Here is a 23,777-nt window from a genome sequence, read left to right as displayed (position 1 = left end):
TCTGTCGTTACAGCCCTTCCGGTCAAATTTCAAACATGTGTTTTGCTAGCTTTTTAGCAATAGGAGACTCGAGTCTCTGATCATCCTTCCGTCGCATGGTTTTGGTAATGGAGTTCTTGGAGATCGTATTGCCGATCGGTGTGCGCTGCGCGTTCATCGCTCGAAGCGGGGAACTAACAAGTCAGATGGGTGGGGCGAAACCGCTTCACAAAATTCATATCTCTATGCCCCACCAATGGCCCGCACCTGCTTCCTTTTAGTTGAGATCACGCAGTATTATCCTCATAAGTTGCTATGTCGGCGCGAATGATGCGCCAGCGGCTGTTTACCACAGCTTCCTCATGTCTTTGGCACCTCCGATGGAAGCCGCAGAGATTCACAGGGTATCTTGCCTCCCTCGACCATAGTGCGGATTTCGGATTAACGGGACACTGATTCCGCCAAATCGCGGACATTTGATTTCGCTAGGGCGTCGACTCATAAACTCTGACACCAGATCCGCGCCGCGACAAGTTTGACAGCGGCGAGATAGTTTTCCGGGCGCTTGTCGTAGCGTGTGGCGATACCTCTGAACTGTTTGATCTTGTTGAAAAACCGCTCCACGAGGTTTCGCTGCCGATAAACCCAGCGCGAGAATGAGAAGGAGCCCGTCCGATTTGCTTTGGGCGGGATGTTGGCCCAGGCTTTGCGCGCGGCCGCCTTAGCCCGGATGGCGTTACTGTCATAGCCCTTGTCGGCAAGCAGGATGTCGCCTTCGCCGAGGCTGTCAGTCAGCGCATCGGCTTCAGTGCAATCAGCAATCTGCCCGCCGGTCAGACGGAGCGTGACGGGCCGACCTTCAGCATCGACGAGCGCGTGGATTTTGCTCGTGAGCCCGCCGCGGGAACGTCCCATGCCACCATCGTCTTGATCCCCTTTTTTCCCGTGGCCGCGTGCTGGTGAACGCGAACACAGGTCGAGTCGATCATGACGATGTCGCCATCGTAAGCTTCTGAAACCGCTTCAAGAAGCCGATCCCAGACACCAGCCTTCCGCCAGCGGACGAAGCGGTTGTAGCAGGTGGTTGGCGGCCCATACCGCTCAGGAACTTCCGCCCAAGGAGAGCCTGTTCGGAAGCGCCAAAGGATGCTATTCAACACCCGTCGGTCGTCGACACGGGGAACGCCGCGCGGCTTGTTGGGAAGAAGTGGCGAAATAATCGACCATTCCTGGTCCGTGAGTTCGTAGCGGCGGCGTGTCATCATGGCTCCTCATTCGGAAGCCTTGAATCACGAGGCACGCAAAACGCCAAGAACATTAATGGGTTTACGCCCTAGTTCCCGGACAGTTTGTCGGGATCGAGCTTCATCCACCTGGTTGGTAAGGCCGTTGATGAAACCGAGTGGCGGCCCAGGACCCATGCGCTACCGACCTCCAGGTGGCAGTTACCAACCAAACCCGGATTTTTCGGCGCAGTACCCGCTCGTGAAGTTCTTCCGACTTGGTTTGTTTTGATCCTCAACCGGCTGAATGGACCACAAGGGCTCGGCGCGGCAGGTGGCGAAGGGTAATTCTTCAAATTGCCGAGCGCGAGGGCGTCCACCCGTGCAACCGCAGGCGTGGGCGACGGGGTCAAGAGCGGCATGATACCCGCCACACTTGTTACTCCCACCATTCGCTTTTCGGTGCCAAACTCCCTCGCGGTTAATCGGAAGCGATGCGCAATGAAGAGCGACGCTTCAACCCGGAGGCGCAAGAATTCCACTCAGGAGGTTTTAAAGCCATGACTATATCAGTCGAGAACACGGACAAGCGCGGCCAACCCATCATGCACACGCCGCCGGTCGTATCGCCGCAGGCTTGGGAAACAGCTCGCGAACAGTTGCTCGTCAAGGAAAAGGCCCAGACGCGCGCCCGCGATGCCTTGGCTGCAGAGCGGCGGCGAATGCCATGGATGACCGTGGAGAAGCCATATGTGTTCGAGGGCACCGCTGGCAAGGCCAGTCTGGTCGACCTCTTCGAGGGTCGACGTCAACTGATCGTCTACCGAGCTTTTTTCGAGCCCGGCGTCTTTGGTTGGCCCGACCATGCCTGCCGGGGATGTTCCATGGTAGCTGATCAGGTCGCCCACGTCGCTCACCTGAACGCCCGCGACACCACTCTCGTCTTCGTCTCGCGTGCGCCCCAGGCGGACATCGCGCAGTTGAAGGCGCGGATGGGGTGGGAAATGCCTTGGTTCACGCTCACGGACACCTTCGATGCGGACTTCGGAGTGGACGAGTGGCACGGCACGAACGTTTTCTATCACGATCGCAACCGCGTGTTCCGGACGTATTTCATCAATAACCGCGGCGACGAGCAGATGGGCAACACCTGGAACTACCTCGACATCACGCCGCTGGGCCGACAGGAGGTGTGGGAAGACTCTCCCGAAGGCTACCCCCAGACGCCAACCTACAAGTGGTGGAACTGGCACGACAGCTACGTCGCAGATGCAGCCCCCGACAAGAAATGGGTTGAGGTGTCGGACGCCGGAGAGGCAGCGTTCCGGAACTAGCACTGAGCGCAAAGTCCTGATCCAGTGGTTGGGCTTGCCGGCGTGATCGTTGCCGAAAATGTCTTGGAAAGGCACGCTGGGACTTTAATCGGGAAGCTTACAACCAGCTTGCGCTTCGGCGAGTTGGGCGCGCATTGGCGTGCCAGCGTGCCTTTCCATTCGCCCGGCCGTCCTTGCTGTTTCGCCTTGGGATTCTCTTGAGTCCCAGGGCAGGAGACGAAGCCACGATCCGAGGTCCTGTGCGTTGACGTGCGCGCTGGCTGGTTGCCTTTCTTGGAGCACGCGCAGGATTCAGAACTTTGATTTTTGCCCTGTCCTGTCAATGCGACACTGTTGCCATCCTTATCGCCCCGCCTATTTCAGGGAGTCTATAACCTGGGGAAATGAATGAACAATCGGAACGGCCTTTACTTCGTGATCGGCGCTTTGGTCGTGTTAGTCCTCGGCATGGGCATCTACATTCTCCGCGAGGAGAGCAAACCCAAAGGCGTCGATATCTCGATCGGCGAGAAGGGCATTTCGGTCGAGGAGAAGTAGGCTAATCAGCCACCTTTCTCTCCACGATGAAACGACGTTTGTGTGCCGTCACATTGTTCGGATCGGTGGCGACGGCGTCAAACTCAGCGTCGCTAGCGAGGGCGATGTCACCGATTTACGGCACGATAGCGAGACCAACGAGATGTAAATTTACCGGTTTGTGATCGCGATTATCGTGCGTCGACGTAGCGCTGGCCTTTGATCATCGCGACCATTATCAGTCGGGTCTGTTCTGTTCCGTCGCGGTCTAGATACCCGGACGGCTTCAAGACGGGAGTAGAGCATTCGCGACCGTTTCAATCCTCCCCCTTTCCTTTAGCCGCCTGTCCCATAGTTAACTTCCTGTATCGAAAATGCTTTCCGCCATAGGAGTGGAATATGGGTGCATCCATATTGATCGGAATTCTGATCACGTTTCTCGTAATCGTCCTTGTTCTTTACCTCGTGCAGCGACTTCCTATCGACGGCCGGATGCGCCAGATTGTTCAGATCATCGTCATCATCATCGGCATCGTGTCGCTGCTGAAATATCTTGCAGTATGGTAGACCAGAGTAGCCGGACTGCGGTCGGGCTGCGGTGCTGCCAATAAACGAGCGCTGTGCACGTATCGTCGTGCCTACCTCCGTGCCGAGACAGACCTGAAACTCGCTAAGGACAATCGAGCGTCAGCAACAGAGTAACCGTCATCCCCGACGCGTTCGAGCGATCGGCATCGGTGAAATTCACTGCACAACCTTAAGTTCAATTCAATTGCGAGGGACACACTCTCCGAATAGATAGGTCCCACTAGACTCTTGTTCGATTCACAGATCGGACGGCAAATGGCATTATATAAGTGGTATCTAAAGGAGTGTCGCACACGGAGTGAGAGGTCAGTGCGTAGTAGGACATAATCCCCATGGAAAGCCGCAGATACAACCTACATAAGAACCTCAATATCTACTGGACCATCTTCGACGGGACGACTGGACAGAAGGCGGTGGTTAATGGGTTCGTCAGGGACATGCTCACCGCCGAGGAAGGCGATGAATTGGTCGGCATGCTAAACCGGATCGATGAAGAAAGACCGCCGTCGTTCTACGCTTCGCTGACGGTCGACATCCGATCTCCGAACACTCCCTTCAATCCCCTGGGTGGAGCATGACCTCGCCACTGGAAGAGCTGATGTGCGGCTGGCTCTCTGGGTGATTCCAGCTCGTTCCCTCTCTAGCCATCCATCATGATTTATGTGCGAGTGCGAAAAGCCGCGCTCTGGCTCGCCACCTAGCCTCCAACCGCCACGCATCCGTAGGGCCAGCTTCTCCTTGGGCATAAGAAGCCGAATAGGTCGAGGCAGGTGGTCTGGAAGCGATGGACGAGGTAAGCCGATCGCCCCAGGCAAGCGTTGCCAAACAGCGAACCAACCGAGTTTCGATTGGAGAAATTTTGTCACTCAACGATTATACCTACCCAGGCTGCCTTCATGATCTGCACCAGATCGTTGAGGTGGTCAGCGAGAAGCCGTTCGGCCTTTCGAATTTCGATTTGAGCGGGGTTTCAATCCATCTTTTGATTGTATCGTCAATGTATCTCGCGTAAAAGGTTTAGAGTGTGCAATCACGATGGAACCGCTACGATGGATGCGATTCACACTGAAGGCTTCGACGCTGTTTTGACCCTGACCGACCACATTGAGCACCTGCCGGACAGAAAGCGGCGCGAGTTGGCGAGGATCATCGAAATCCTGTTTGCTGAGGTCGGTGCGTTTCAGGCAAGCAAGCTGTCTGCAAAGCGAAATTCCGGCAAGATCTTGAAGGTGATACTGTACGGTTCGTATGGCCGCGGTGACTGGGTCGAGGATCGCCTCAGCGGCTACCGCTCCGACTACGACCTGTTGATCGTCGTCAACAAGAAGTCCTTTGCCGATGAGCATGAACTCTGGGAAGGCATCGAAGAGCAGCTGTTGAAAGAGCAGATCGGCCATCGCATCGAAACACCGGTCGTCCCGATCGTCCACACGCTCCACGACGTCAACGATCAGCTCGCCCGCGGTCGGCCCTTCTTCGTCGACATCGCCAGAGACGGCATCGTCCTCTACGAACAGCCTGGCCATCCCCTGGCAGAGCCGAAGCCACTGACGGCGGAAAATGAAAGAGAGGAAGCGGAGCAGCATTTTGAACGCTGGCTGCCTAATGCATCCTATTGCATCACTCAGGCGGAGAACGCAATTTCAGACGGCATGGTCAACCATGCGGCATTTGACCTTCACCAAGCGACGGAACGATTTTACCACTGCGTCCTGCTCACGCTAACCCTCTACAGCCCCAAATCACATCGAATAAAGGTGTTGCGTTCTCAGGCCGAGGGGATCGACAGCCGACTAATCGCTGCTTGGCCGCGCGACAACCGGTTCTCTCGTCGGTGCTTCGAGCTACTCTCGCGGGCCTATGTGGAGGCGCGATACTCTCCCGAGTACACGATCACCGGTGAAGAGCTCGCGTGGCTGTTCGAACAGGTCAAGGCCCTACAGGCTCTTGTAGAAGCAATTTGCCGGGAACGGCTTTCCATGTAAGCGTTTTGTGCGCGGGTCACCGTGAAGCATATGCACACTCGAAACGAGGCACACCTGCAAGGGTGCCACGCGAAGAGAAGAACTGACCGTTGCGCGCCTTCCCAATTCAACGTCGTTCTCACAGGTGAGGATTGCGTGAACAGCCAGCCAGCGCGCGTCGTCGGAAAGCGGCGGCGCCACGTAATCGAAAAAACGCACCAACATGTCTTACTTTATATCTTTCTAATTTAGCACTTGCTAGCCATCTCCCAGCAACTATGTGGGAGGAGATAAGTATGCAGCGAGTTGAACCGAATTGTGCCGGCACCGGATCCCTGACCCGTGTGTGGTCGGTCAAGGATTTCTCAAAACGGCACCGACTTGACGAGGGAGAAGAGGCTCGACTTTTACAGCTATTTGGAGCATTCGCTTCCGCCAGCGAATTGCTGTACAACGCAACACGAGAGCCGCGATGGCGGTAGGATCGGGACAGTCCCCGCATCGATAGAGAGTCTCGAACGTCCGCTGCGGGCATCGTCGAGATCGGAGAACAGTCTCTCGTTGAGCGGCTCGTCGCGGAGCCGGCCGTTAAAGGACTCAACATCGCCGTTCTGCATCTGATTTCCGGGCGATGTATTCGAGCGACGAGATGGCCAGAAATGGTGCAAATCGTCCGCCCATTCTGCGATGACGCCAGACCCGGCAAAGCTATGCCAGGACCCGCGCCACAACCGGCTTCGACGCTGCGCAAGATGAGAGCTCGGCGTGTTCGTCAGTTGCATCCGCGCCAAAACATCCAACGCGCTAATTCTTATGCTCATTCGAAAAACGCTTCGGAACAAAAGAGAGAACTTTCAGCCGCAGTGTCTGAATTGCGACCTTGGCGCGACCTCCGTTCCGACACTGAAATCCTTCGTGAAAACGCGCTGACAAGGTTGCGAGTTGAGAACCCGAGCGACCAGGTTCGCACTGCTCCAGCTTTGGTCAACGAGACGCCGGCTGAGCCACAAAACATCCACAGGCTGCAGTCGTCCGTATAGGGGAGAAAGCGGATACGGATATATGTCGGTCAACTCCAGGTCGGCGTGGATCGCCCAAAGCCGGGGCGCCTCGCGCAGCGTTGCAACCATTTGTGTCATCGCGCCAAACCCTCAGCGACAGCACTCGCCGGGGCGGGGCGATCAGCGGCTCGCGCGCGTTGCATAGGGCTGTTCTATGGCTGCCCGAGAGGCTTCGCCGTCCCCGCCTCGCATTCCGGCAGTCGCACAGGTTTGGCGAGTTTCGCCAGCACCTCGGGCTTGGCGCACGCCGGGAAGCCAGCTAGCGGCATTGTCTCTATGAACCGACTGCGCTCCATTGTGCTCAGGCCGGGTTCATTGATCATGCTCTCGACAGTCAGGTCTGGGTGATTCTTGAGAGCTTCTGTAACCGAAGCATTCGCCTCATCGGTTCGACCGAGTGCCGCGAGGGAACTGCTACGGACCACCCAAGTCCACTTTTGGTAGTTGTTAGGCGTCATGCGCTCCAGCATCTTCACCGCGTCCTCATACCGGCCCGCCATAAAATAAGCAGGTGCGAAGAAGTTGGACGCCCACATCGGATAGTTCGGGTCCAGCCTCATTACCTGGTCGACCATTTGAGCGCCGCGTTCGGGTTCACCGAAGCGTGCGGCAAAGCCGGTATAAAAAGTCAGGATTTCGGACGAACCCGGAGCTAGACGAAGGGCCGTGTCCAGCTCAGACTTGGCGCGGCCCATGTCGCCCTTATTAGCAAGGCTCATACCAAACACCGCATGTGCTTCAGCGTCGCTCGGATCAAGCCGCACCGCGCGTTCGGCCACATCGGCGGCCGCCTTGCGGTTGCTCTCGGGATTAACGCCAAACACACCCATTAGATCATGAGCATGGTAAAGTTCTACCCAGGCCCGTGCCAGCCCCGGGTCCAGTTCGACGGCGCGGTTGAGAAACGTGATGGCCTCCTCGTCATCGGCTTTGGTGAGCTTTTCAATCTTCTCGGACCCGAGAAGATAGTAATCATAGGCATTCAGGTTTTCAGGCCGTTTACGTTTGGCTGCAGCCCGCCCGGCCTCTTGAATCAGTCCCACTCCGCCGCCGAGGCGGTTGGCGACCTGCTCTGCGATTTCGGTCTGAACGGCGAACACGTCCTCACCGGGCCGGTCCCAATTCTCCGACCAAAGATGGTGGCCGGTTTTTGCATCGATCAACTGTGCTGTGATCCGTACCCGGCCACTCTGCCGCTGTATCGAGCCTTCCAGTACAAAGCCGACATGGAGCGCACTTGCGACCTGGCGGGCATCCACCGGCTTGCCTTTGTAAACTTCCGTCGAATTCCGCGCCACCACCTCGAATTCGGGAAACCGCGCGAGATCGGTGATGATGTCCTCAGTCAGGCCATCGGCCAGACGCCCGCTAGCCTCGTCGCCGCCATAATTGTTGAAGGGCAGCACCGCCACCGACGGCTTGGCGCTCAAAAGTTCGGGCTGCAAGAACCACCAGACCCCGCCGCCCGCCAGAGCCAGCGCCACGATCGCCGCCGCAGCCGTCTTGGTCCAGCGCGGCATCATTGCGACAAGCGGGCGACGCGCCCGTTTGCCATCGAGTCTCAGCCGGTACATCCGCACTGGGCGACTGATGTTCTTGACCTGCTGCTCGCCGGCGAAATCGAGCGGCCAGTCGAGTTTGCCCTGGAGATGATCGTAGGCCGTGCCCGACACCATCACGCCGCCCGGCTCGGCCAACTGCTCCAGCCGCGCGGCGACATTCACGCCATCACCGTAGACATCGCCATCCACCAACGCCACATCGCCCAGATTGATCCCGACGCGGAATACGATGCGCTCAGGCTCCGGTAGGCCGGCGCTGCGGGCCGCCACGGCATTCTGAAACTCCGCGGCGCAGGCAACCGCATCAACCACGCTGTTGAAGGCGACGAGCGCGCCGTCGCCCATCAGCTTGATAACGGTGCCATGGCGCTCAGAGATGGCGGGATTGATCAGGTCGGCGCGGATGGCCTTCAGTCGCTTGATGGTGCCGGCCTCATCGGCCTCCATCGCCTTCGAGTAGCCTACCATATCCGCCGCCAGGATCGCCAGCAGCTTCCGGTCGAGCGCGGGGATACTCATCATTGTGACCCTGCATGAACACATGAACATGCAATATGCCGGGAGTCTACACCCATCGAAGCGCCGCAGCTAGCACACCGCCAAAACGGCATGTCTGCTTTTGGCACCATGCACGAACCCGCTTCGCGGGAGGGCGTGCGCGGTGAGGTTGGTGTGATTATCTGAAGTTCTGGGCAGGCTGTTGGTGTTGCCTGACCATTGAGTTCCCTTCAACGAGAGGAACGTTCAATGGCCAGCTTCTCCAATGATGCCCCGACCACCCCGCTTCGCCAGCGCATGCAGGAAGACATGGTGATGCGAGGGTTGGGATCCCAACTCAGCAGGACTACATCCGTCATGTCCGGCGCTTCGCCACGTTTCTTGGGCGTACCCCTGACACCGCAATGGTCGAGGACATACGACATTTCCAGTTGTATCAGCATGAGAACGGTGTGGGTCCGGCCACGATCAACGGCACGGTTTCGGCGCTACGCTTTCTGTTTGCGGTGACGCTAAAGCGGCGGGATCTGGCGCGAGCGCTGGTGATAACCCGCAATCCACGCAAGCTACCCGATGTGCTGAGCATGGAGGAAGCTGCGCGGTTGCTCGAGGCGGCGCCAGGCATCAAATACAAAGCGGCGCTCGGCGTGGCCTATGGCGCGGGCTTGCGCGTCTCCGAGGTCGCGCATCTCAAGGTCGATGACATCGACTCGACGCGCATGCTGATCCGCGTTGAACAAGGCAAGGGACGCAAGGATCGCAATGCCCTGCTTTCTCCGCAACTCCTTGAACTGCTGCGACTGTGGTGGCGCGAAGGAAAGCGGCGCGGCGTGATGCTGCCTCATGGCTGGCTGTTTCCGGGGCGCAGTCGCACCGACCCGATCTCGTCGCGGCAACTGCATCGCGCGGTTCAGGAAGCTGCGGAGGTCGCCGGCATCCACAAGCGCGTCAGCCCGCATACCCTACGGCACAGCTTTGCCACCCACCTTCTGGAGGATGGCACCGATATCCGCGTCATCCAGGTTCTGCTCGGACATAGCAAGCTGGAGACGACCGCGCTCTATGCGAAGGTCTCCACCCGGACTATTCACGCGGTCGCAGGGCCCCTCGACCGGCTGATGGCGCTGATGGAAGGCAAAACGCCCGACGGCTGAGCCATGCGCACCTCGATTGAGGTCGCCGATATCTTCCGTGTTGCCGGGCCGACCTATCGGAAAGCCCATGGGGGACACCTCAGCTTGGCCCAGTTCAAGGTGATGTCGGCGGTCGAGCACTGCCGCACCGCTGCATTGGGCGGCCATGTCGAGGCCTGCGAGGATTGCGGAGAGTGGCGCATTGCCTACAATTCCTGCCGGAACCGGCATTGCCCGAAGTGCCAGGGCGCCGCCGCACGCACATGGCTCGCCGAGCGCGAGGCTGATCTCTTGCCGGTCGGATACTTCCATGTCGTCTTCACGCTGCCTGCCGAGATCGCCGCGATCGCCTTCTACAACAAGGCGCTCGTCTACGACCTTCTGTTCAAGGCCGCATCGGAAACGATGCTGACAATCGCCGCCGATCCGAAGCATCTCGGCGCGCGCATCGGCATGACCGCCGTGCTGCACACATGGGGATCGGCCATGACCCATCATCCCCATGTTCACATGATCGTGCCAAGCGGCGGCATCTCCCTTGATGGGTCACACTGGATATCGTCACGTCCTGCATTCCTCTTGCCGGTGCGTGTGCTAGCATTACAGTTGCATATCTATCTGTGGTCTGAATCTATGGGTCTCCATGATTCGGAGGTCATGGATGACAGGTGCATCAATCGAGACTACGCTTGAGCTTTGGGCATCATCGTTGCGCGACGTGAAGGCTCGCATGCGCAGACTGTTTACGCAGGAGCGAGTTGCAGCCTCTGCGAACCTTTTCCTGGACGGCTTGCTGGGTGACGAGCGGCGTAAGACAGGTTGGATGCGTGCTGAGGCGGCCGGTGATCCAGGCCCGTGGCGGCAACAAGCCATTCTGGGGCGCGGGCGCTGGGACGCGGACGCACTTCGCGACATCGTGCGAGAGTATGTCGTAGAAAACCTCGCCACGGATGATGCGGTCCTGGTCATCGACGAGACGGGCTTCCTCAAGCAGGGCAAGACATCGTGCGGTGTTGCACGTCAATATACAGGTTCGGCTGGCAAGATAACGAACTGCCAGATCGGTGTGTTCGCCGCCTATGTGTCCGTTCGCGGTCATGCCTTTATCGATCGGGCCCTGTACTTGCCCAAAAGCTGGACCGGCGATCCGGCAAGGCTGGCAGCAGCTCATGTTCCTCAGGCTACAGCCTTCGCTACCAAGCCAGGCCTGGCTGTCGAGATGATACGGCGTGCGCTGGCAGCCGATGTGCCGTTTTCATGGGTGGCCGCAGATGCGGTCTATGGCGTCGGGGACGTTGAAGGGACCCTGCGTCGAGCCTGCAAAGGCTACGTTCTTGGGGTTAAATCGGACCACCATTTCGGCTCCTGGTCGGGTAAGCCTCCGGTCGCCGGCACAGCGCAGGAGATCGCCCGTGATCTCGATCCAAGTGCATGGCAACGTCTTTCCGCCGGTGAGGGCACCAAAGGCGCGCGGCTTCATGACTGGGCCTATTGCGAACTCGCCGACCTCGATGCCGACGAATACAACGAGACGACATCTGGGCTTTGGACCCGTGGCCTCCTGATCCGGCGCAATATCAGCGACGGTGATCTCGCATTCTTCACCACATGGTGCCTGGCCGGGACGGACATCCAGACGCTCGTTTCCGTTGAAGGCCATCGCTGGGCGATCGAAGACAGCTTCGAGACCGCCAAGAACGAGCTCGGACTCGATCACAATGAAACCCGGTCATGGCATGGCTGGCATCGCCACGTCTCCCTCGTCATGCTTGCCTTCGCCATGATGGCGGTGATCCGGTACCGCGCCAATGACGCGACGCCCCAAAAAAGACCGCGGATGCCGACCATCAGGACTTGATCCGCTGGTCTATCCAGGAAGTCCGGCGATCGCCATAAGACTCGCTCAGCGTCGCATAAGCCCCGCCTACGTCATCGCATGGTCATGCTGGAGGCGCGCCCATCAGGCGGCCGCTCGACGAGCTCACCTCAAAACTAAAATACAACTGTAATGCTAGGGCGTCGACTCATAAACTCTGACACCAGATGCGCGCCGCGACAAGTTTGACAGCGGCGAGATAGTTTTCCGGGCGCTTGTCGTAGCGTGTGGCGATACCTCGGAACTGTTTGATCTTGTTGAAAAACCGCTCCACGAGGTTTCGCTGCCGATAAACCCAGCGCGAGAATGAGAAGGAGCCCGTCCGATTTGCTTTGGGCGGGATGTTGGCCCAGGCTTTGCGCGCGGCCGCCTTAGCCCGGATGGCGTTACTGTCATAGCCCTTGTCGGCAAGCAGGATGTCGCCTTCGCCGAGGCTGTCAGTCAGCGCATCGGCTTCAGTGCAATCAGCAATCTGCCCGCCGGTCAGACGGAGCGTGACGGGCCGACCTTCAGCATCGACGAGCGCGTGGATTTTGCTCGTGAGCCCGCCGCGGGAACGTCCCATGCCACCATCGTCTTGATCCCCTTTTTTCCCGTGGCCGCGTGCTGGTGAACGCGAACACAGGTCGAGTCGATCATGACGATGTCGCCATCGTAAGCTTCTGAAACCGCTTCAAGAAGCCGATCCCAGACACCAGCCTTCCGCCAGCGGACGAAGCGGTTGTAGCAGGTGGTTGGCGGCCCATACCGCTCAGGAACTTCCGCCCAAGGAGAGCCTGTTCGGAAGCGCCAAAGGATGCCATTCAACACCCGTCGGTCGTCGACACGGGGAACGCCGCGCGGCTTGTTGGGAAGAAGTGGCGAAATAATCGACCATTCCTGGTCCGTGAGTTCGTAGCGGCGGCGTGTCATCATGGCTCCTCATTCGGAAGCCTTGAATCACGAGGCACGCAAAACGCCAAGAACATTAATGGGTTTACGCCCTAACATTACAGTTGCATATCTATCTGTGGTCTGAATCTATGGGTCTCCATGATTCGGAGGTCATGGATGACAGGTGCATCAATCGAGACTACGCTTGAGCTTTGGGCATCATCGTTGCGCGACGTGAAGGCTCGCATGCGCAGACTGTTTACGCAGGAGCGAGTTGCAGCCTCTGCGAACCTTTTCCTGGACGGCTTGCTGGGTGACGAGCGGCGTAAGACAGGTTGGATGCGTGCTGAGGCGGCCGGTGATCCCGGCCCGTGGCGGCAACAAGCCATTCTGGGGCGCGGGCGCTGGGACGCGGACGCACTTCGCGACATCGTGCGAGAGTATGTCGTAGAAAACCTCGCCACGGATGATGCGGTCCTGGTCATCGACGAGACGGGCTTCCTCAAGCAGGGCAAGACATCGTGCGGTGTTGCACGTCAATATACAGGTTCGGCTGGCAAGATAACGAACTGCCAGATCGGTGTGTTCGCCGCCTATGTGTCCGTTCGCGGTCATGCCTTTATCGATCGGGCCCTGTACTTGCCCAAAAGCTGGACCGGCGATCCGGCAAGGCTGGCAGCAGCTCATGTTCCTCAGGCTACAGCCTTCGCTACCAAGCCAGGCCTGGCTGTCGAGATGATACGGCGTGCGCTGGCAGCCGATGTGCCGTTTTCATGGGTGGCCGCAGATGCGGTCTATGGCGTCGGGGACGTTGAAGGGACCCTGCGTCGAGCCTGCAAAGGCTACGTTCTTGGGGTTAAATCGGACCACCATTTCGGCTCCTGGTCGGGTAAGCCTCCGGTCGCCGGCACAGCGCAGGAGATCGCCCGTGATCTCGATCCAAGTGCATGGCAACGTCTTTCCGCCGGTGAGGGCACCAAAGGCGCGCGGCTTCATGACTGGGCCTATTGCGAACTCGCCGACCTCGATGCCGACGAATACAACGAGACGACATCTGGGCTTTGGACCCGTGGCCTCCTGATCCGGCGCAATATCAGCGACGGTGATCTCGCATTCTTCACCACATGGTGCCTGGCCGGGACGGACATCCAGACGCTCGTTTCCGTTGAAGGCCATCGCTGGGCGATCGAAGACAGCTTCGAGACCGCCAAGAACGAGCTCGGACTCGATCACAATGAAACCCGGTCATGGCATGGCTGGCATCGCCACGTCTCCCTCGTCATGCTTGCCTTCGCCATGATGGCGGTGATCCGGTACCGCGCCAATGACGCGACGCCCCAAAAAAGACCGCGGATGCCGACCATCAGGACTTGATCCGCTGGTCTATCCAGGAAGTCCGGCGCATCGCCATAAGACTCGCTCAGCGTCGCATAAGCCCCGCCTACGTCATCGCATGGTCATGCTGGAGGCGCGCCCATCAGGCGGCCGCTCGACGAGCTCACCTCAAAACTAAAATACAACTGTAATGCTAGGCAAGCTATAGCGCGACGATCAGGATGAGAGGCCGCATTGCCTCGCCAAAAATGCTCCTTGATTATTGGCCGTTGCCTCATCTGATTTGCTCCCAGCATTTGTGGGTGCGGAGCAAATCAGATGAGGCACATCAGCGTGACGACCAAGAAAGAATTGATTGCAGCTTTAGCAAAGCGCTACCTCCAAGGCAGCCGAGAGGAAAAATCGCGCATTCTCGATCAGTTCGTTGCGATCAGCGGCATGCACCGGAAACATGCGATGCGGTTACTCCGCGGCACACATAATCAAGTCGCGTCTCGACCACGTCCTCGGATCTATGACGAAGCCGCCCGCCAAGCGCTTATCGTGTTGTGGGAGTCGTCCGACCGTGTTTGTGGAAAGCGGCTAAAGGCGCTGCTCCCGACGCTGGTCATCTCCATGGAGCGGCACGGACACCTCAACCTGGATGACCGGGTTCGGGCTCTGTTATTGCAGATGAGCGCCGCGACGATTGATCGCGCTCTGAAAGACATTCGCGAAACAGCGGGCGGCCGGCGACGCCGGCATTCGGTGGCTTCGTCTGCGTTAAGGCGTAGCGTCCCCGTCCGGACATTCTCTGACTGGGATGATCCCGCGCCTGGGTTTGTTGAAGCAGATCTTGTCTCCCACTCCGGCCCCGTTGCGCGGGGCAGCTTCGTCCAAACGCTAGTCCTCACCGATATTGCCAGTGGCTGGACGGAATGTGCGCCTCTGCTTGTGCGTGAGCAGAAGCTTCTGACGGAAGTGTTGAGTGAGTTGCGGCGTCTGATGCCGTTTCCGCTGCTCGGCTTCGATACGGACAATGACAGCGTGTTCATCAACGAAACGATCAGGGATTACTGCCTTGATTCCAATATCGAGTTCACGCGTTGCCGTCCCTACCGCAAGAATGATCAGGCTTTCGTCGAGCAGAAGAATGGGTCGATCGTTCGCCGCATTGTTGGTTATCATCGCTATGAGGGGGTCGAGGCCGCTGCGACCCTGGCCGATCTATACCGATCGGTGCGCTTGTTCATAAACTTCTTTCAGCCATCCTTTAAGCTGCGGGAGAAGCGTCGCGATGGCGCGGTGGTCAAAAAGATCTATCATCCTCCTGCGACACCCTATCAGAGGCTCTTGGCAGATCCGAGAACACCGACCGAAGTCCGAAATCGGCTATCGCACATCGGCGATCAGTTGGATCCTGTGAAACTATTGCGCGATATTCGAACAGCGCAGCAGCGTCTTGTCGAGGTTGCCAGCAATGCCTCGCTGTCAACAGCCACGCCGGATATCGAAACGTTCTTGCAGAACCTGCGCCACGCCTGGACGGAAGGCGAAGTCCGTCCGACGGCCAAAGCGAAACCAAAACTGCGCCGAGAGCGACGTAGACCAGACCCGCTCATCCGCGTGACCGACGATCTCCGCTCTTGGTTTGAGGAGGAACCTTGGCGGACAGGCCGCGAGTTGCTCGAGCGGCTTCAAGAGCGTTATCCGAATGAGTACCCCGACGGACTCCTGCGAACAGTGCAACGGCGCGTCAAAGAGTGGCGTCGAAATAAAGCCCATGCCATGATCTTCGGCGCAAATTCCGAAACAGCTCAACTCTCCGCGACTTGAACGCTCGCAGCAGAAAGGAGCAATCTTGTGAGGCAATGATCAAGTGCATCAGGAACATTCACAGGCGAGGCAATACGAGTCTCACCTTGTTTGTCGCCGCGCAGCAAGCTCTTCCGGCGCTTGTTCCTCACGAGACTGCTCCAACTCCACGATGCCGGGCGGCTCGCCTTCTTCGGTTCGGCTGCGCATCTCACTGACCGTCGGGCATTCGTACGGTACCTGTCGCCGGTGCGAAAGAAGCGTTGGGTCGTTTATGCCAAGCCGCCCTTCGCGGGACCTGAGGCGGTTCTTGCCTATCTGTCACGATATACGCACCGGGTGGCCATCTCGAACAGTCGTCTGATCTCGTTCGACGAGACCGGTGTCACCTTCCGCTACAAGGACTACCGCCGCGACGGCCGCGACCGGCAGCAAATCATGACGCTCGCGCCCGCGAACTCCTGAACGCTGTCCCGCCGCCCGCTGACGACGCAACCGATGAGCCGAACGATATCCGCCCGCCATGCCCATGCTGCGGCGGACGTATGATCGTCGTCAAGGTGTTCGAACGCTGGCGGCAACCGCGCGGACCGCCAGATAAGGCAACAACGAACCGGGAGAGTGCGTCATGACCCGGCATGGCAGATCCATTCATATGGTCCACTCAAAACAGAGCCGGCCAACGGGAGGGCCTGCGCCAGTCCGAACGGCGCTGGCTTCCAACCGGCCAAACGCTCTCCCAATCACCACGAAACTCTCGGCCGTCACACCCGAAAACACCAATCTTCACCCGCTGGGACCGACAAGCGACGCTGCGAGCAGCGGCCCGCCGGAAGATCCGATACACAAAACCCCATAGCTCACGGAATGCCGACCGCGGGTTCCTGCATGAGAGGCTTTCGTACGCCTGACGGCACCCGAAACCCTTCACCATCGCGGAATTGCATCGCAAGGCGCTTAATAGTCAATCACGGTCCGAGACCGGACCTTTCAGTCCTTCGCGGCAGGAAACACTCAACTGCAGACTCTCGAACCTGATCTGTTGGTTTCCACGCAGAACTGAGCCGGTTAGGCGCATAATTTCCATTGAGAATTGAGCCATGTGAACCTTCCCCCCAACGCGGTGAGCGACGGGGGCCACGGAGTGATCCACATGGGACTTTTAAACATCATCCGTCGGATGGCGCTGCGCGAGAAGCAGTCGATCCGCGAGATCAGCCGGCGCACTGGGCTGTCACGCAACACGATCGCGAAGTATTTGAGCGCTGGTACGATCGAGCCGACGTTCACGGTACCGGAACGTCCGAGCAAGCTCGATCCTTTTGCCGACAAACTTGCTGGCTGGCTGAAGACCGAGGCCGGGAGGTCGCGCAAGCAGCGCCGAACGCTGAAGCAGCTTCATGCGGATCTGGTGGTTCTCGGCTTTACCGGCTCCTATGGTCGGGTCGCCGCGTTCGCCCGCGACTGGCGGGCTGAGCAGCTGACAGCGGGCCGCGGCATATTCGTTCCGCTGTCTTTCCGCCCAGGCGAGGCATTCCAGTTCGATTGGAGTGAGGACTATGCCGTGATCGGCGGCGAGCGCACGAAGCTTCAGGTCGCACATATCAAGTTGTCGCACAGTCGGGCCTTTCTGGTCAGGGCCTACCTGCTGCAAACGCACGAGATGCTCTTCGACGCCCACTGGCACGGCTTCCGTGTGTTCGGCGGCGTACCTGGTCGCGGCATCTACGATAACATGAAGACGGCGGTCGATCGTGTCGGTCGCGGCAAAGAGCGGCAGGTCAACATCCGTTTCCTCGCGATGACGAACCACTACGTCTTTGCGCCAGAGTTCTGCAATCCCTCTGCCGGCTGGGAGAAGGGGCAGGTCGAGAAGAACGTCCAGGATGCTCGCCCACGACTGTGGCAACAGATGCCTGACTTCCCGGATTTGGCGGTATTGAATGCTTGGCTGGAACAGCATTGCCAGGACCTGTGGCGGGAGACGGCGCATGGCACCTTGCCCGGCACAATCGCAGATGTTTGGGCTGATGAGCGGGCAGCATTAATGGCACTGCCACCCGCATTTGACGGCTTCGTTGAGCAGAGCAAGCGCGTCTCACCGACATGCCTGATCACCTTCGAGCGCAATCGTTACAGTGTGCCAGCATCGTTTGCGAACCGGCCTGTCAGCCTGCGCATTTATCCCGAGAGACTGGTCGTTGCGGCCGAGGGCAATATCCTATGCGAGCATGAGCGGGTCATTGAGCGGAGCCACGATAAGCCGCCACGAACGATTTACGACTGGCGACATTACCTTGCCGTCATCCAGCGCAAACCCGGTGCCTTGCGCAATGGTGCGCCCTTCCTGGAATTGCCGCTGGCCTTCAGACAGTTGCAAGATCAGATGCTTCGCCGCCCCGGCGGTGATCGTGAGATGGCCGACATCCTCGCTCTGGTGCTTCATCACGACGAACAGGTCGTCGTCAGGGCCGTGGAACTGGCTCTGGATCAAGGCGTGGCGACCAAAACGCATGTGTTGAACCTGCTGCATCGGCTGATTGATGGCAAGACGACCGACGGTCCCGACATCGATACGCCACAGGCACTGACCCTGCTGCGCGAACCCAAGGCCAATGTAGAACGCTACGATGGCTTGCGGGTCCGGATCGTAGGAGGTCGTCATGCGTCATGACCCCGCAAGTGCTGCCGTCGTCATCATGCTGCGTAGCCTGAAGATGTATGGCATGGCCCAGGCCGTCACGGACCTGATCGAGCAAGGTGCTCCCGCCTTCGATGCGGCCGTGCCAATCTTGTCCCAGTTGCTGAAAGCCGAGATGGCCGAGCGTGAGGTCCGCTCGATTGCCTATCACATGAAGGCTGCTCGCTTCCCAGCCTACAAAGACATCTCCGGATACGACTTCGCCGCCAGCGAGATCAACGAGGCCACCGTGCGCCAACTGCACCGATGCGAGTTCATGGATGGGGCGCAGAACGTTGTCCTTATCGGTGGCCCTGGCACTGGAAAAACGCATGTCGCGACCGCTCTTGGAATCCAAGCCATCGAGCATCATCGCCGAAAGGTCCGCTTCTTCTCGACCATCGAACTGGTCAATGCTCTCGAGCAGGAGAAGGCTAAAGGCAAGGCGGGCCAGATCGCGGAGACCTTGGTCCGCCTCGATCTGCTCATCCTGGACGAGTTGGGATACCTGCCGTTCAGCGCCTCAGGCGGAGCACTACTCTTCCACCTGTTAAGCAAGCTCTACGAGCGGACCAGCGTCGTGATTACCACCAACCTCAGCTTCAGCGAGTGGGCAACCGTCTTCGGCGACGCCAAGATGACGACCGCTCTGCTCGATCGTTTGACCCACCGTTGCCATATCCTGGAAACCGGTAACGACAGCTTCCGCTTCAAAGCCAGCTCGGCTGCCGCAGCACAGAAGAAAGGAGAAAAAGCCAATCCCTTGACCAAATCCTGATCAGAAAACCATACTTAGAGGTGGCTCACTTCTTGGTGGAAAAACCGGCTCAGTTCCGCGTGGAAACCAACACCACATGTCTTTGCGCCAAGGTTTGAGATGATTCTCAGCCAGCCGGCGACGTACGGTCTCCGAGGACAACTCGTCATGATCGGTGAGTCGGACCATCTCATCGGCCAGAAGCTCCAGGGTCCAGCGGGCTCGCCCGGGCGGCGGCTTTGAGCAGGCGGTCGCCACCAACAGCGCCTCCTCCTTGCTCGATAGCTTGCGCTCAACACCCGGGCGCGGTTCTTCACTGAGCGCGCCTTCCAGATTGGCTTCCACAAACCGGCGCTTGGTCCGGTAAATCGTCGATCCGCTGACGTTCAAGGTTGCCGCGATCACCTCGTCGCTGAAGCCTTCGTCCGCCGCCACCAGGATCTGGGCGCGCTTGATCTTGCGCGACGCATGGCGTCCCCCGCTCAACAAAACGGCCAGTTGATCACGTTCCGATTGGCTAAGCTCTACGTGAAACTTTATAGTCATCGACACCTCCTTCAGCGCGGAGACGCAGATGAATCCGAAAATGAGTCCCTCACTTGACCCGCAAGCCGCAACGGCAAGACATGGCCTTACGCAAGTCCAAGGCCAGTACCTGGCCTTCATCTACGCCTACAGCCGCATCTTCAAACAGCCTCCGGCCGAAGCCGACATGCGTCGCCACTTCGCCGTTACGGCTCCGTCTGTTCACCAGATGGTGCTGACCCTCGAGAAGGCAGGATTTATATCCCGCGTGCCAGGCGCAGCACGCAGCATCCAACTTCTCATCCCACCAGAAGACTTGCCCATTCTACGATAACCCAACCCGTCATAATCTCTGTGGCGCGGTACTAGACCCAAAATGCTATATTGGCCGCGTTTCAGGTGGCGGAAAGGAACGATAGCAATCGGCGATCGCGTATCGATGCGCTACGGCGTCGTGATTGACGCCCTGAGCGGACGCGTCGAGATCGGAAACAATGTTTCGCTTAACGGCTTTGCGGTAATGCTCGGCCACGGAGGCATCCGCATCGGCAATGACGGATCGCAGCGCAAACCGCAATTGTCTCCTTCGAGCATCGTTTCGATGATCCAGCCGCACCCATAAGACCAGCCGTTACGCAAAGCACAGGTCGTGATCGAGGACGACGTTTGGATCGGGGCCGGCGCGAAAATTTTGGCGGGGGCTCATATTAGCCGTGGCTGCGTAATTGGAGCCAATAGCGTGATCAAGGGAACGACGGTTCCAGGTGGCATCTACGTCGGCGCACCGGCTCGACTGGTCAGAGCTGCGTGGCCGTTGAATCCCAACGAACCCTTGACAGGCCAAAGCGCCAGGTTCGTGGACTGAGCGACGTGCGGGTCCGCCGTAAAGACCGGCAATCTCTGCTCGCTGAATATCTGTAACGCTTGCAGATCGGTTTCCCTGTGCATGCGAGAAAGATTCAGCGAATTGTATTTGTGACCTTTCGAGAGTGGATCGATCCCGGTGAGGATGACATTTGCCGCTCCGCTGTTGATTGCCAGAGCTGCCCCGACGATGCCATTCGACCACTTGCCCTCTCCTTCCAACTCCAGATTCAACCTTCCTGTCATCCGATGCATCAGGGCCATGCGCTCATGACGGCTGATCAGCATCAAGTCGTCGTAACGGTAGTCGAATGCGTCAAGCCCTCTCAGGAGCCGGTCGAGCTCGTGTCGCCAATTGAGGACGCAAAGTAGACCGGTTTTCGCATGCTGGAGCACTCTGCGAACCTCGACGGCGGCCGGATTGGGTCCTTCAATTTGATTGAACTGCATCAATGTCACGTCGGGCGGCTGCGTCAACCAAGCCTCAGCAGCCACCTGCGAGGCGTTTATCGTCAATACGCGAAATGAATCGTCCCAGCCGTGAACCTTCGTGGAAAAGGGCGCGGAACCCACGACAACGACGTTTCTTCCGAGAAGAAGCCGCTTTAAATCGGGAACTCTGGGCGCTGCCAGCCGATACCTTAACCAGCGGTTTAAATAGCGCTTACCGCGTACCAACTCTTCCAAGTATGACATGTTCCCCCACCCAAAGCTTGTGGATTACACTCGTACTCTTCATTCAGTTCGGCTATGCATGCAAACACATACGGGCCACGCGTTCGAGCTAATTATTAGATGACCATGTAAGTCATCGCCATAATTGCAAGAAGTAATCCGGGTCGCAACACACCGCTCTCCTAGTGCACGAGCCGATCCGAATAACCCTTTGATATTGCCGGTTGCACGCCCTGCCCCCAGTTGCGCTGCCGACAACAGCACCATTCGCACAGACTATATCTCGTCACGGGGATTTCGTATCGATAGCCGACGCTGCAACCGGGCACTTGCGCCGATGTCATCTTCGATCGCAACGATGGCAACGGTCTTTCCGTATCGCGCCGAAAAATAATCGCGCTCTCTTTCTGCCTGAGCCAGGCTTCTGGCAATCATACAGATTTCAGACTCACGAACTACCGCATATTGCATAGTCGATGTCCTCCGCTTCGACGGCTCGACACCTAGAATGGCCCACTTTGTTTGAAAAATCAACTTTACGGCGAGAGGGAGGCCATCGGAACAGTGCGGTGCCCAACCACGAGTGATGACAGGTTCGAGCCTTAGAAATAACAACAACCGCCTCCCCGATTAAGCAGACAGCGGCCTTGCAACGGAAGCAGTCCCCTCCAGTGATGCCGGCTTCGTCTCCATGCGTCGCGGCCCCTACTGCAGGGTCGCGTGAACCGTGTACCCATGAGCCATCTCCGGACGTAGCTCGAACATCCGGCGGAGCAGCCGCGCTGCATCGTCCATGATGAAGACGAGGTCTGTAAGGCGCTCGAGCTCCGTATGAATTCGATATGCCTCGACGTCGTCGAGACGTCCAGTTGCGATCAACCTTTTCGCCTTTTCAATCAAACGTTCCGTCCGGGCCACGATGTCCAGGCTGTTGCGTATAATGACGTCGAGCATACGTCTCCCCTCGCTTGCGAAACACAAGCGTGTCGGAGAATCGATCAACTCGCAATCCCCTAATCCAGCTAAAGACGGTCGCGGATACGGTCGTACAGATCGCGCATTTCGTCGAGCGCCCGGTCGTAACGCGAGCGAGGCGTGGATGAGCGCAGTCCAGCGATCGCAAAGGCGAACGCCCCGGCGACGGCCGCGACCGCCAGGAGTGATGAAACAGGATAAAGCTTAACCGTTGCTTCGGTCTGCCGTGCGGCCTGCATTGCGCCACCCTTTACCGATCGCGCGGCGGCGGAAATCTCGCGCCGCAACGACTCCATCTGCCTGCGCAGGGCGCGGATTTCTTCGCGAGGATCATAGTCCGGCTGCGGTGGGATGCCGACCGAGGCAGTGCTCGTGTCGACGATCGCCTTCGGGACCGGCTCGCCGATCTTGGCACCTTCGGTAACCGCCGGCGCGGTTGCGATTCGTTTGCGAGGCGGCATGTCGGTCTCCGTGATATTATTACCTGTTTCTACATTAATTGGAGCAGCCGGTGCGGCCTTCAAGCGCAATCGCCTTGAGCTTGAAGGCGAATTGCTACTGCACGCGCTTCAATGGCGGGCGTTCACGCGCATGGAGCACGAAGGTTTCGATCAGCACCGTGGCGACGTCGATGGAAGCGAAACCAGCGACGTCAGGAGCATTTCACTGCTCCCGCAAAACCGTCTCCAGATTGTCTGAGACATAATCAGGGCGGCTGCGGCTCTCAGGGTCCTCGACCTGTCGAAATCCTTCCCGCGTTTCGCGAGGCGTCCCTCCGCTACGGAATTTTTCGATGGAACCTTGCCTACAAGCATCCGGAACAATGACGCCGCTCGGCTCGTTTTCCTCCTGTATCGCTCAAAAATCGAGGCGACCATGTGGGTCATCATGATCGGCGCCGTTCTGGTGATCGGCGGGTTTCTTTACCTCTTCCGGCAAGCACTCAGCAGGCGACTGAGTGAACCTCACCAATTGGCGCAAGGTAGCCAAACGCTCGAACCGCAGCATCAGGGACTGCGCTTTCTCGGGCTATCAAAGAACTGGCCGGGCCTAGTGATCATCGCTCTCGGCGCACTGCTATTGGCTTTCGGTGGATATTTGTGATGGATCGCCGCGCTTTGCCCGCCTCCATCGACTATCCACGGTTCGTGCGCATGGCGCGCAAGCGCGCCTGTGCGCTGGTCATCGGGCGATCAAAAGCACTTGCGAGGAAGGCGTGGCTGAGAGCGGTCGCGTTGGCGTTCGGCACGTGGACGGGGTGGCTCCTCAGTGGAAAGCAGAGGCTTTCAATGCGGCGCCTTGGCCACCAAAATGGTTCATCAGAATGGTCTAAAAAGAGCTTGCACGAGCAAGCAGCGATCGTTACTCTTTGCCTGTTACCGAGTGGTAGCGCTCTATTGGACCTCAATCGCCCCGCCAACCAGCGGGGTATTTTTTTGGCCAGCTGACCTTCTCCCCTCGGCCATGTCACCGGGCAGGACATACAGGCCGGCCTGGTGGGCGCCGTTGCAAGCGTCAACCATGCATCATCGTCTTTTGTTGGTTCAACATCCGGAACGCTGAAC

Annotated in this window: 19 protein-coding genes and 7 pseudogenes; 18 read left to right on the top strand and 8 right to left on the bottom strand. The window is 58.4% G+C overall.

The genetic code is table 11. The features are described 5' to 3' along the window. Positions 1–477: 477 nt before the first annotated feature. Positions 478–1,241, bottom strand: a pseudogene (locus WGT02_RS25395) (IS5 family transposase). Between the two features lie 521 nt (positions 1,242–1,762). Between WGT02_RS25395 and WGT02_RS25390 the strand changes: the two are divergent. From WGT02_RS25390 to WGT02_RS25370, 5 genes are all read left to right on the top strand, one after another. Next, the gene (locus tag WGT02_RS25390; RefSeq protein WP_024318995.1) at positions 1,763–2,536 is read left to right on the top strand and encodes a thioredoxin family protein; all 774 of its coding nucleotides are present in this window, start codon (positions 1,763–1,765) and stop codon (positions 2,534–2,536) included. 387 nt (positions 2,537–2,923) lie between these two features. Beyond that, positions 2,924–3,073, top strand: coding sequence for a hypothetical protein (locus tag WGT02_RS25385; protein WP_208247297.1), 150 nt, complete (start codon positions 2,924–2,926; stop codon positions 3,071–3,073). A gap of 378 nt (positions 3,074–3,451) precedes the next feature. Next, positions 3,452–3,619, top strand: a complete 168-nt coding sequence (locus WGT02_RS25380; RefSeq protein ID WP_112334153.1) for a Thivi_2564 family membrane protein — start codon at positions 3,452–3,454, stop codon at positions 3,617–3,619. Between the two features lie 353 nt (positions 3,620–3,972). Beyond that, a complete protein-coding gene (locus WGT02_RS25375) occupies positions 3,973–4,218 on the top strand; it encodes a hypothetical protein (protein WP_024318997.1) in 246 nt (81 codons plus the stop codon). A 471-nt stretch (positions 4,219–4,689) separates the two neighbouring features. After that, a complete protein-coding gene (locus tag WGT02_RS25370; protein WP_024318999.1) occupies positions 4,690–5,625 on the top strand; it encodes a HEPN domain-containing protein in 936 nt (311 codons plus the stop codon). A 503-nt stretch (positions 5,626–6,128) separates the two neighbouring features. Here the strand turns inward: WGT02_RS25370 and WGT02_RS25365 are convergent. Then, a pseudogene (locus tag WGT02_RS25365) lies at positions 6,129–6,233 on the bottom strand (integrase core domain-containing protein); the annotation flags it as partial. A 584-nt stretch (positions 6,234–6,817) separates the two neighbouring features. Then, complete coding sequence (locus tag WGT02_RS25360) at positions 6,818–8,746, bottom strand: adenylate/guanylate cyclase domain-containing protein (RefSeq protein WP_024319000.1); 1,929 nt, start codon at positions 8,744–8,746, stop codon at positions 6,818–6,820. 228 nt (positions 8,747–8,974) lie between these two features. Here WGT02_RS25360 and WGT02_RS25355 point away from each other — a divergent pair. The 3 genes and pseudogenes from WGT02_RS25355 (at position 8,975) to WGT02_RS25345 (ending at position 11,716) form a co-directional block, all read left to right on the top strand. Continuing rightward, a pseudogene (locus WGT02_RS25355) lies at positions 8,975–9,879 on the top strand (tyrosine-type recombinase/integrase). A gap of 3 nt (positions 9,880–9,882) precedes the next feature. Then, positions 9,883–10,458, top strand: a pseudogene (locus WGT02_RS25350) (transposase zinc-binding domain-containing protein); the annotation flags it as partial. A gap of 43 nt (positions 10,459–10,501) precedes the next feature. Further along, the gene (locus tag WGT02_RS25345) at positions 10,502–11,716 is read left to right on the top strand and encodes an IS701 family transposase (protein ID WP_208244986.1); all 1,215 of its coding nucleotides are present in this window, start codon (positions 10,502–10,504) and stop codon (positions 11,714–11,716) included. Between the two features lie 166 nt (positions 11,717–11,882). On the opposite strand, the pseudogene WGT02_RS25340 reads toward WGT02_RS25345, so the two are convergent. Further along, positions 11,883–12,646: pseudogene (locus WGT02_RS25340) on the bottom strand (IS5 family transposase). A 120-nt stretch (positions 12,647–12,766) separates the two neighbouring features. Here WGT02_RS25340 and WGT02_RS25335 point away from each other — a divergent pair. From WGT02_RS25335 to istB, 5 genes and pseudogenes are all read left to right on the top strand, one after another. Next, the gene (locus WGT02_RS25335; protein ID WP_208244986.1) at positions 12,767–13,981 is read left to right on the top strand and encodes an IS701 family transposase; all 1,215 of its coding nucleotides are present in this window, start codon (positions 12,767–12,769) and stop codon (positions 13,979–13,981) included. Between the two features lie 279 nt (positions 13,982–14,260). Beyond that, positions 14,261–15,757 (top strand): DDE-type integrase/transposase/recombinase, encoded by a 1,497-nt coding sequence (locus tag WGT02_RS25330; protein ID WP_208245018.1) that lies wholly within the window; start codon positions 14,261–14,263, stop codon positions 15,755–15,757. Positions 15,758–15,862: 105 nt separating this feature from the next. After that, positions 15,863–16,368 (top strand): annotated as a pseudogene (locus tag WGT02_RS25325) (transposase); the annotation flags it as partial. Between the two features lie 521 nt (positions 16,369–16,889). Continuing rightward, positions 16,890–18,410: an IS21 family transposase gene (istA, locus tag WGT02_RS25320; RefSeq protein WP_208180357.1), complete on the top strand. Its 1,521-nt coding sequence runs from the start codon at positions 16,890–16,892 to the stop codon at positions 18,408–18,410. Beyond that, positions 18,400–19,194, top strand: coding sequence for an IS21-like element helper ATPase IstB (gene istB, locus WGT02_RS25315; RefSeq protein ID WP_208245060.1), 795 nt, complete (start codon positions 18,400–18,402; stop codon positions 19,192–19,194). The genes istA and istB overlap by 11 nt, the downstream gene beginning before the upstream one ends. Positions 19,195–19,263: 69 nt before the next feature. Here istB and WGT02_RS25310 read toward each other — a convergent pair. Further along, positions 19,264–19,719: pseudogene (locus WGT02_RS25310) on the bottom strand (helix-turn-helix domain-containing protein); the annotation flags it as partial. A 28-nt stretch (positions 19,720–19,747) separates the two neighbouring features. Here WGT02_RS25310 and WGT02_RS25305 point away from each other — a divergent pair. The 3 genes from WGT02_RS25305 to WGT02_RS25295 all read left to right on the top strand — a co-directional run bounded on the left by WGT02_RS25305 (position 19,748) and on the right by WGT02_RS25295 (position 20,563). Beyond that, positions 19,748–20,032, top strand: coding sequence for a LexA family transcriptional regulator (locus tag WGT02_RS25305; RefSeq protein WP_225039569.1), 285 nt, complete (start codon positions 19,748–19,750; stop codon positions 20,030–20,032). A gap of 105 nt (positions 20,033–20,137) precedes the next feature. Beyond that, on the top strand, positions 20,138–20,320 hold the full coding sequence (locus tag WGT02_RS25300; RefSeq protein ID WP_225040130.1) for a hypothetical protein: 183 nt from the start codon (positions 20,138–20,140) through the stop codon (positions 20,318–20,320). Between the two features lie 27 nt (positions 20,321–20,347). After that, entirely contained in the window at positions 20,348–20,563 is a 216-nt protein-coding gene (locus WGT02_RS25295) for a DapH/DapD/GlmU-related protein (RefSeq protein WP_225040132.1), read from the top strand. On the opposite strand, the gene WGT02_RS25290 is transcribed toward WGT02_RS25295, so the two are convergent. The 3 genes from WGT02_RS25290 to WGT02_RS25280 all read right to left on the bottom strand — a co-directional run bounded on the left by WGT02_RS25290 (position 20,470) and on the right by WGT02_RS25280 (position 22,673). Further along, a complete protein-coding gene (locus WGT02_RS25290; protein WP_208247295.1) occupies positions 20,470–21,258 on the bottom strand; it encodes a membrane-anchored protein in 789 nt (262 codons plus the stop codon). The two genes, WGT02_RS25295 and WGT02_RS25290, sit on opposite strands and share 94 nt — an antisense overlap. 684 nt (positions 21,259–21,942) lie before the next feature. After that, positions 21,943–22,191, bottom strand: coding sequence for a hypothetical protein (locus WGT02_RS25285; protein WP_024316302.1), 249 nt, complete (start codon positions 22,189–22,191; stop codon positions 21,943–21,945). A gap of 68 nt (positions 22,192–22,259) precedes the next feature. Continuing rightward, positions 22,260–22,673, bottom strand: a complete 414-nt coding sequence (locus WGT02_RS25280) for a hypothetical protein (RefSeq protein WP_208247293.1) — start codon at positions 22,671–22,673, stop codon at positions 22,260–22,262. Between WGT02_RS25280 and WGT02_RS25275 the strand changes: the two genes are divergently transcribed. Then, on the top strand, positions 22,672–22,911 hold the full coding sequence (locus WGT02_RS25275; protein WP_208247292.1) for a hypothetical protein: 240 nt from the start codon (positions 22,672–22,674) through the stop codon (positions 22,909–22,911). The two genes, WGT02_RS25280 and WGT02_RS25275, sit on opposite strands and share 2 nt — an antisense overlap. A gap of 177 nt (positions 22,912–23,088) precedes the next feature. Then, a complete protein-coding gene (locus tag WGT02_RS25270) occupies positions 23,089–23,316 on the top strand; it encodes a hypothetical protein (protein WP_208247289.1) in 228 nt (75 codons plus the stop codon). The last annotated feature ends 461 nt before the right edge of the window (positions 23,317–23,777 follow it).

This window comes from Rhizobium sp. T1470 (genome assembly GCF_042140505.1).
Taxonomy (GTDB): domain Bacteria; phylum Pseudomonadota; class Alphaproteobacteria; order Rhizobiales; family Rhizobiaceae; genus Rhizobium; species Rhizobium favelukesii.
The sequence above is the reverse complement of the archived record's forward strand: the minus strand, read 5'-3'. Positions and strand labels throughout refer to the sequence as shown.

Excerpts from the sequence above, each read along its gene's own strand:
- WGT02_RS25330 (WP_208245018.1), top strand. The coding sequence starts at position 14,261 with ATGAGGCACATCAGCGTGACGACCAAGAAAGAATTGATTGCAGCTTTA.
- WGT02_RS25280 (WP_208247293.1), bottom strand. The coding sequence starts at position 22,673 with ATGCCGCCTCGCAAACGAATCGCAACCGCGCCGGCGGTTACCGAAGGT.
- WGT02_RS25285 (WP_024316302.1), bottom strand. The coding sequence starts at position 22,191 with ATGCTCGACGTCATTATACGCAACAGCCTGGACATCGTGGCCCGGACG.
- WGT02_RS25370 (WP_024318999.1), top strand. The coding sequence starts at position 4,690 with ATGGATGCGATTCACACTGAAGGCTTCGACGCTGTTTTGACCCTGACC.
- WGT02_RS25300 (WP_225040130.1), top strand. The coding sequence starts at position 20,138 with ATGCGCTACGGCGTCGTGATTGACGCCCTGAGCGGACGCGTCGAGATC.
- WGT02_RS25345 (WP_208244986.1), top strand. The coding sequence starts at position 10,502 with ATGATTCGGAGGTCATGGATGACAGGTGCATCAATCGAGACTACGCTT.
- WGT02_RS25380 (WP_112334153.1), top strand. The coding sequence starts at position 3,452 with ATGGGTGCATCCATATTGATCGGAATTCTGATCACGTTTCTCGTAATC.
- istA (WP_208180357.1), top strand. The coding sequence starts at position 16,890 with ATGGGACTTTTAAACATCATCCGTCGGATGGCGCTGCGCGAGAAGCAG.
- WGT02_RS25270 (WP_208247289.1), top strand. The coding sequence starts at position 23,089 with ATGTGGGTCATCATGATCGGCGCCGTTCTGGTGATCGGCGGGTTTCTT.
- WGT02_RS25360 (WP_024319000.1), bottom strand. The coding sequence starts at position 8,746 with ATGAGTATCCCCGCGCTCGACCGGAAGCTGCTGGCGATCCTGGCGGCG.
- WGT02_RS25335 (WP_208244986.1), top strand. The coding sequence starts at position 12,767 with ATGATTCGGAGGTCATGGATGACAGGTGCATCAATCGAGACTACGCTT.
- WGT02_RS25375 (WP_024318997.1), top strand. The coding sequence starts at position 3,973 with ATGGAAAGCCGCAGATACAACCTACATAAGAACCTCAATATCTACTGG.
- WGT02_RS25305 (WP_225039569.1), top strand. The coding sequence starts at position 19,748 with ATGAATCCGAAAATGAGTCCCTCACTTGACCCGCAAGCCGCAACGGCA.
- WGT02_RS25290 (WP_208247295.1), bottom strand. The coding sequence starts at position 21,258 with ATGTCATACTTGGAAGAGTTGGTACGCGGTAAGCGCTATTTAAACCGC.
- WGT02_RS25385 (WP_208247297.1), top strand. The coding sequence starts at position 2,924 with ATGAACAATCGGAACGGCCTTTACTTCGTGATCGGCGCTTTGGTCGTG.
- istB (WP_208245060.1), top strand. The coding sequence starts at position 18,400 with ATGCGTCATGACCCCGCAAGTGCTGCCGTCGTCATCATGCTGCGTAGC.
- WGT02_RS25390 (WP_024318995.1), top strand. The coding sequence starts at position 1,763 with ATGACTATATCAGTCGAGAACACGGACAAGCGCGGCCAACCCATCATG.
- WGT02_RS25275 (WP_208247292.1), top strand. The coding sequence starts at position 22,672 with ATGTCGGTCTCCGTGATATTATTACCTGTTTCTACATTAATTGGAGCA.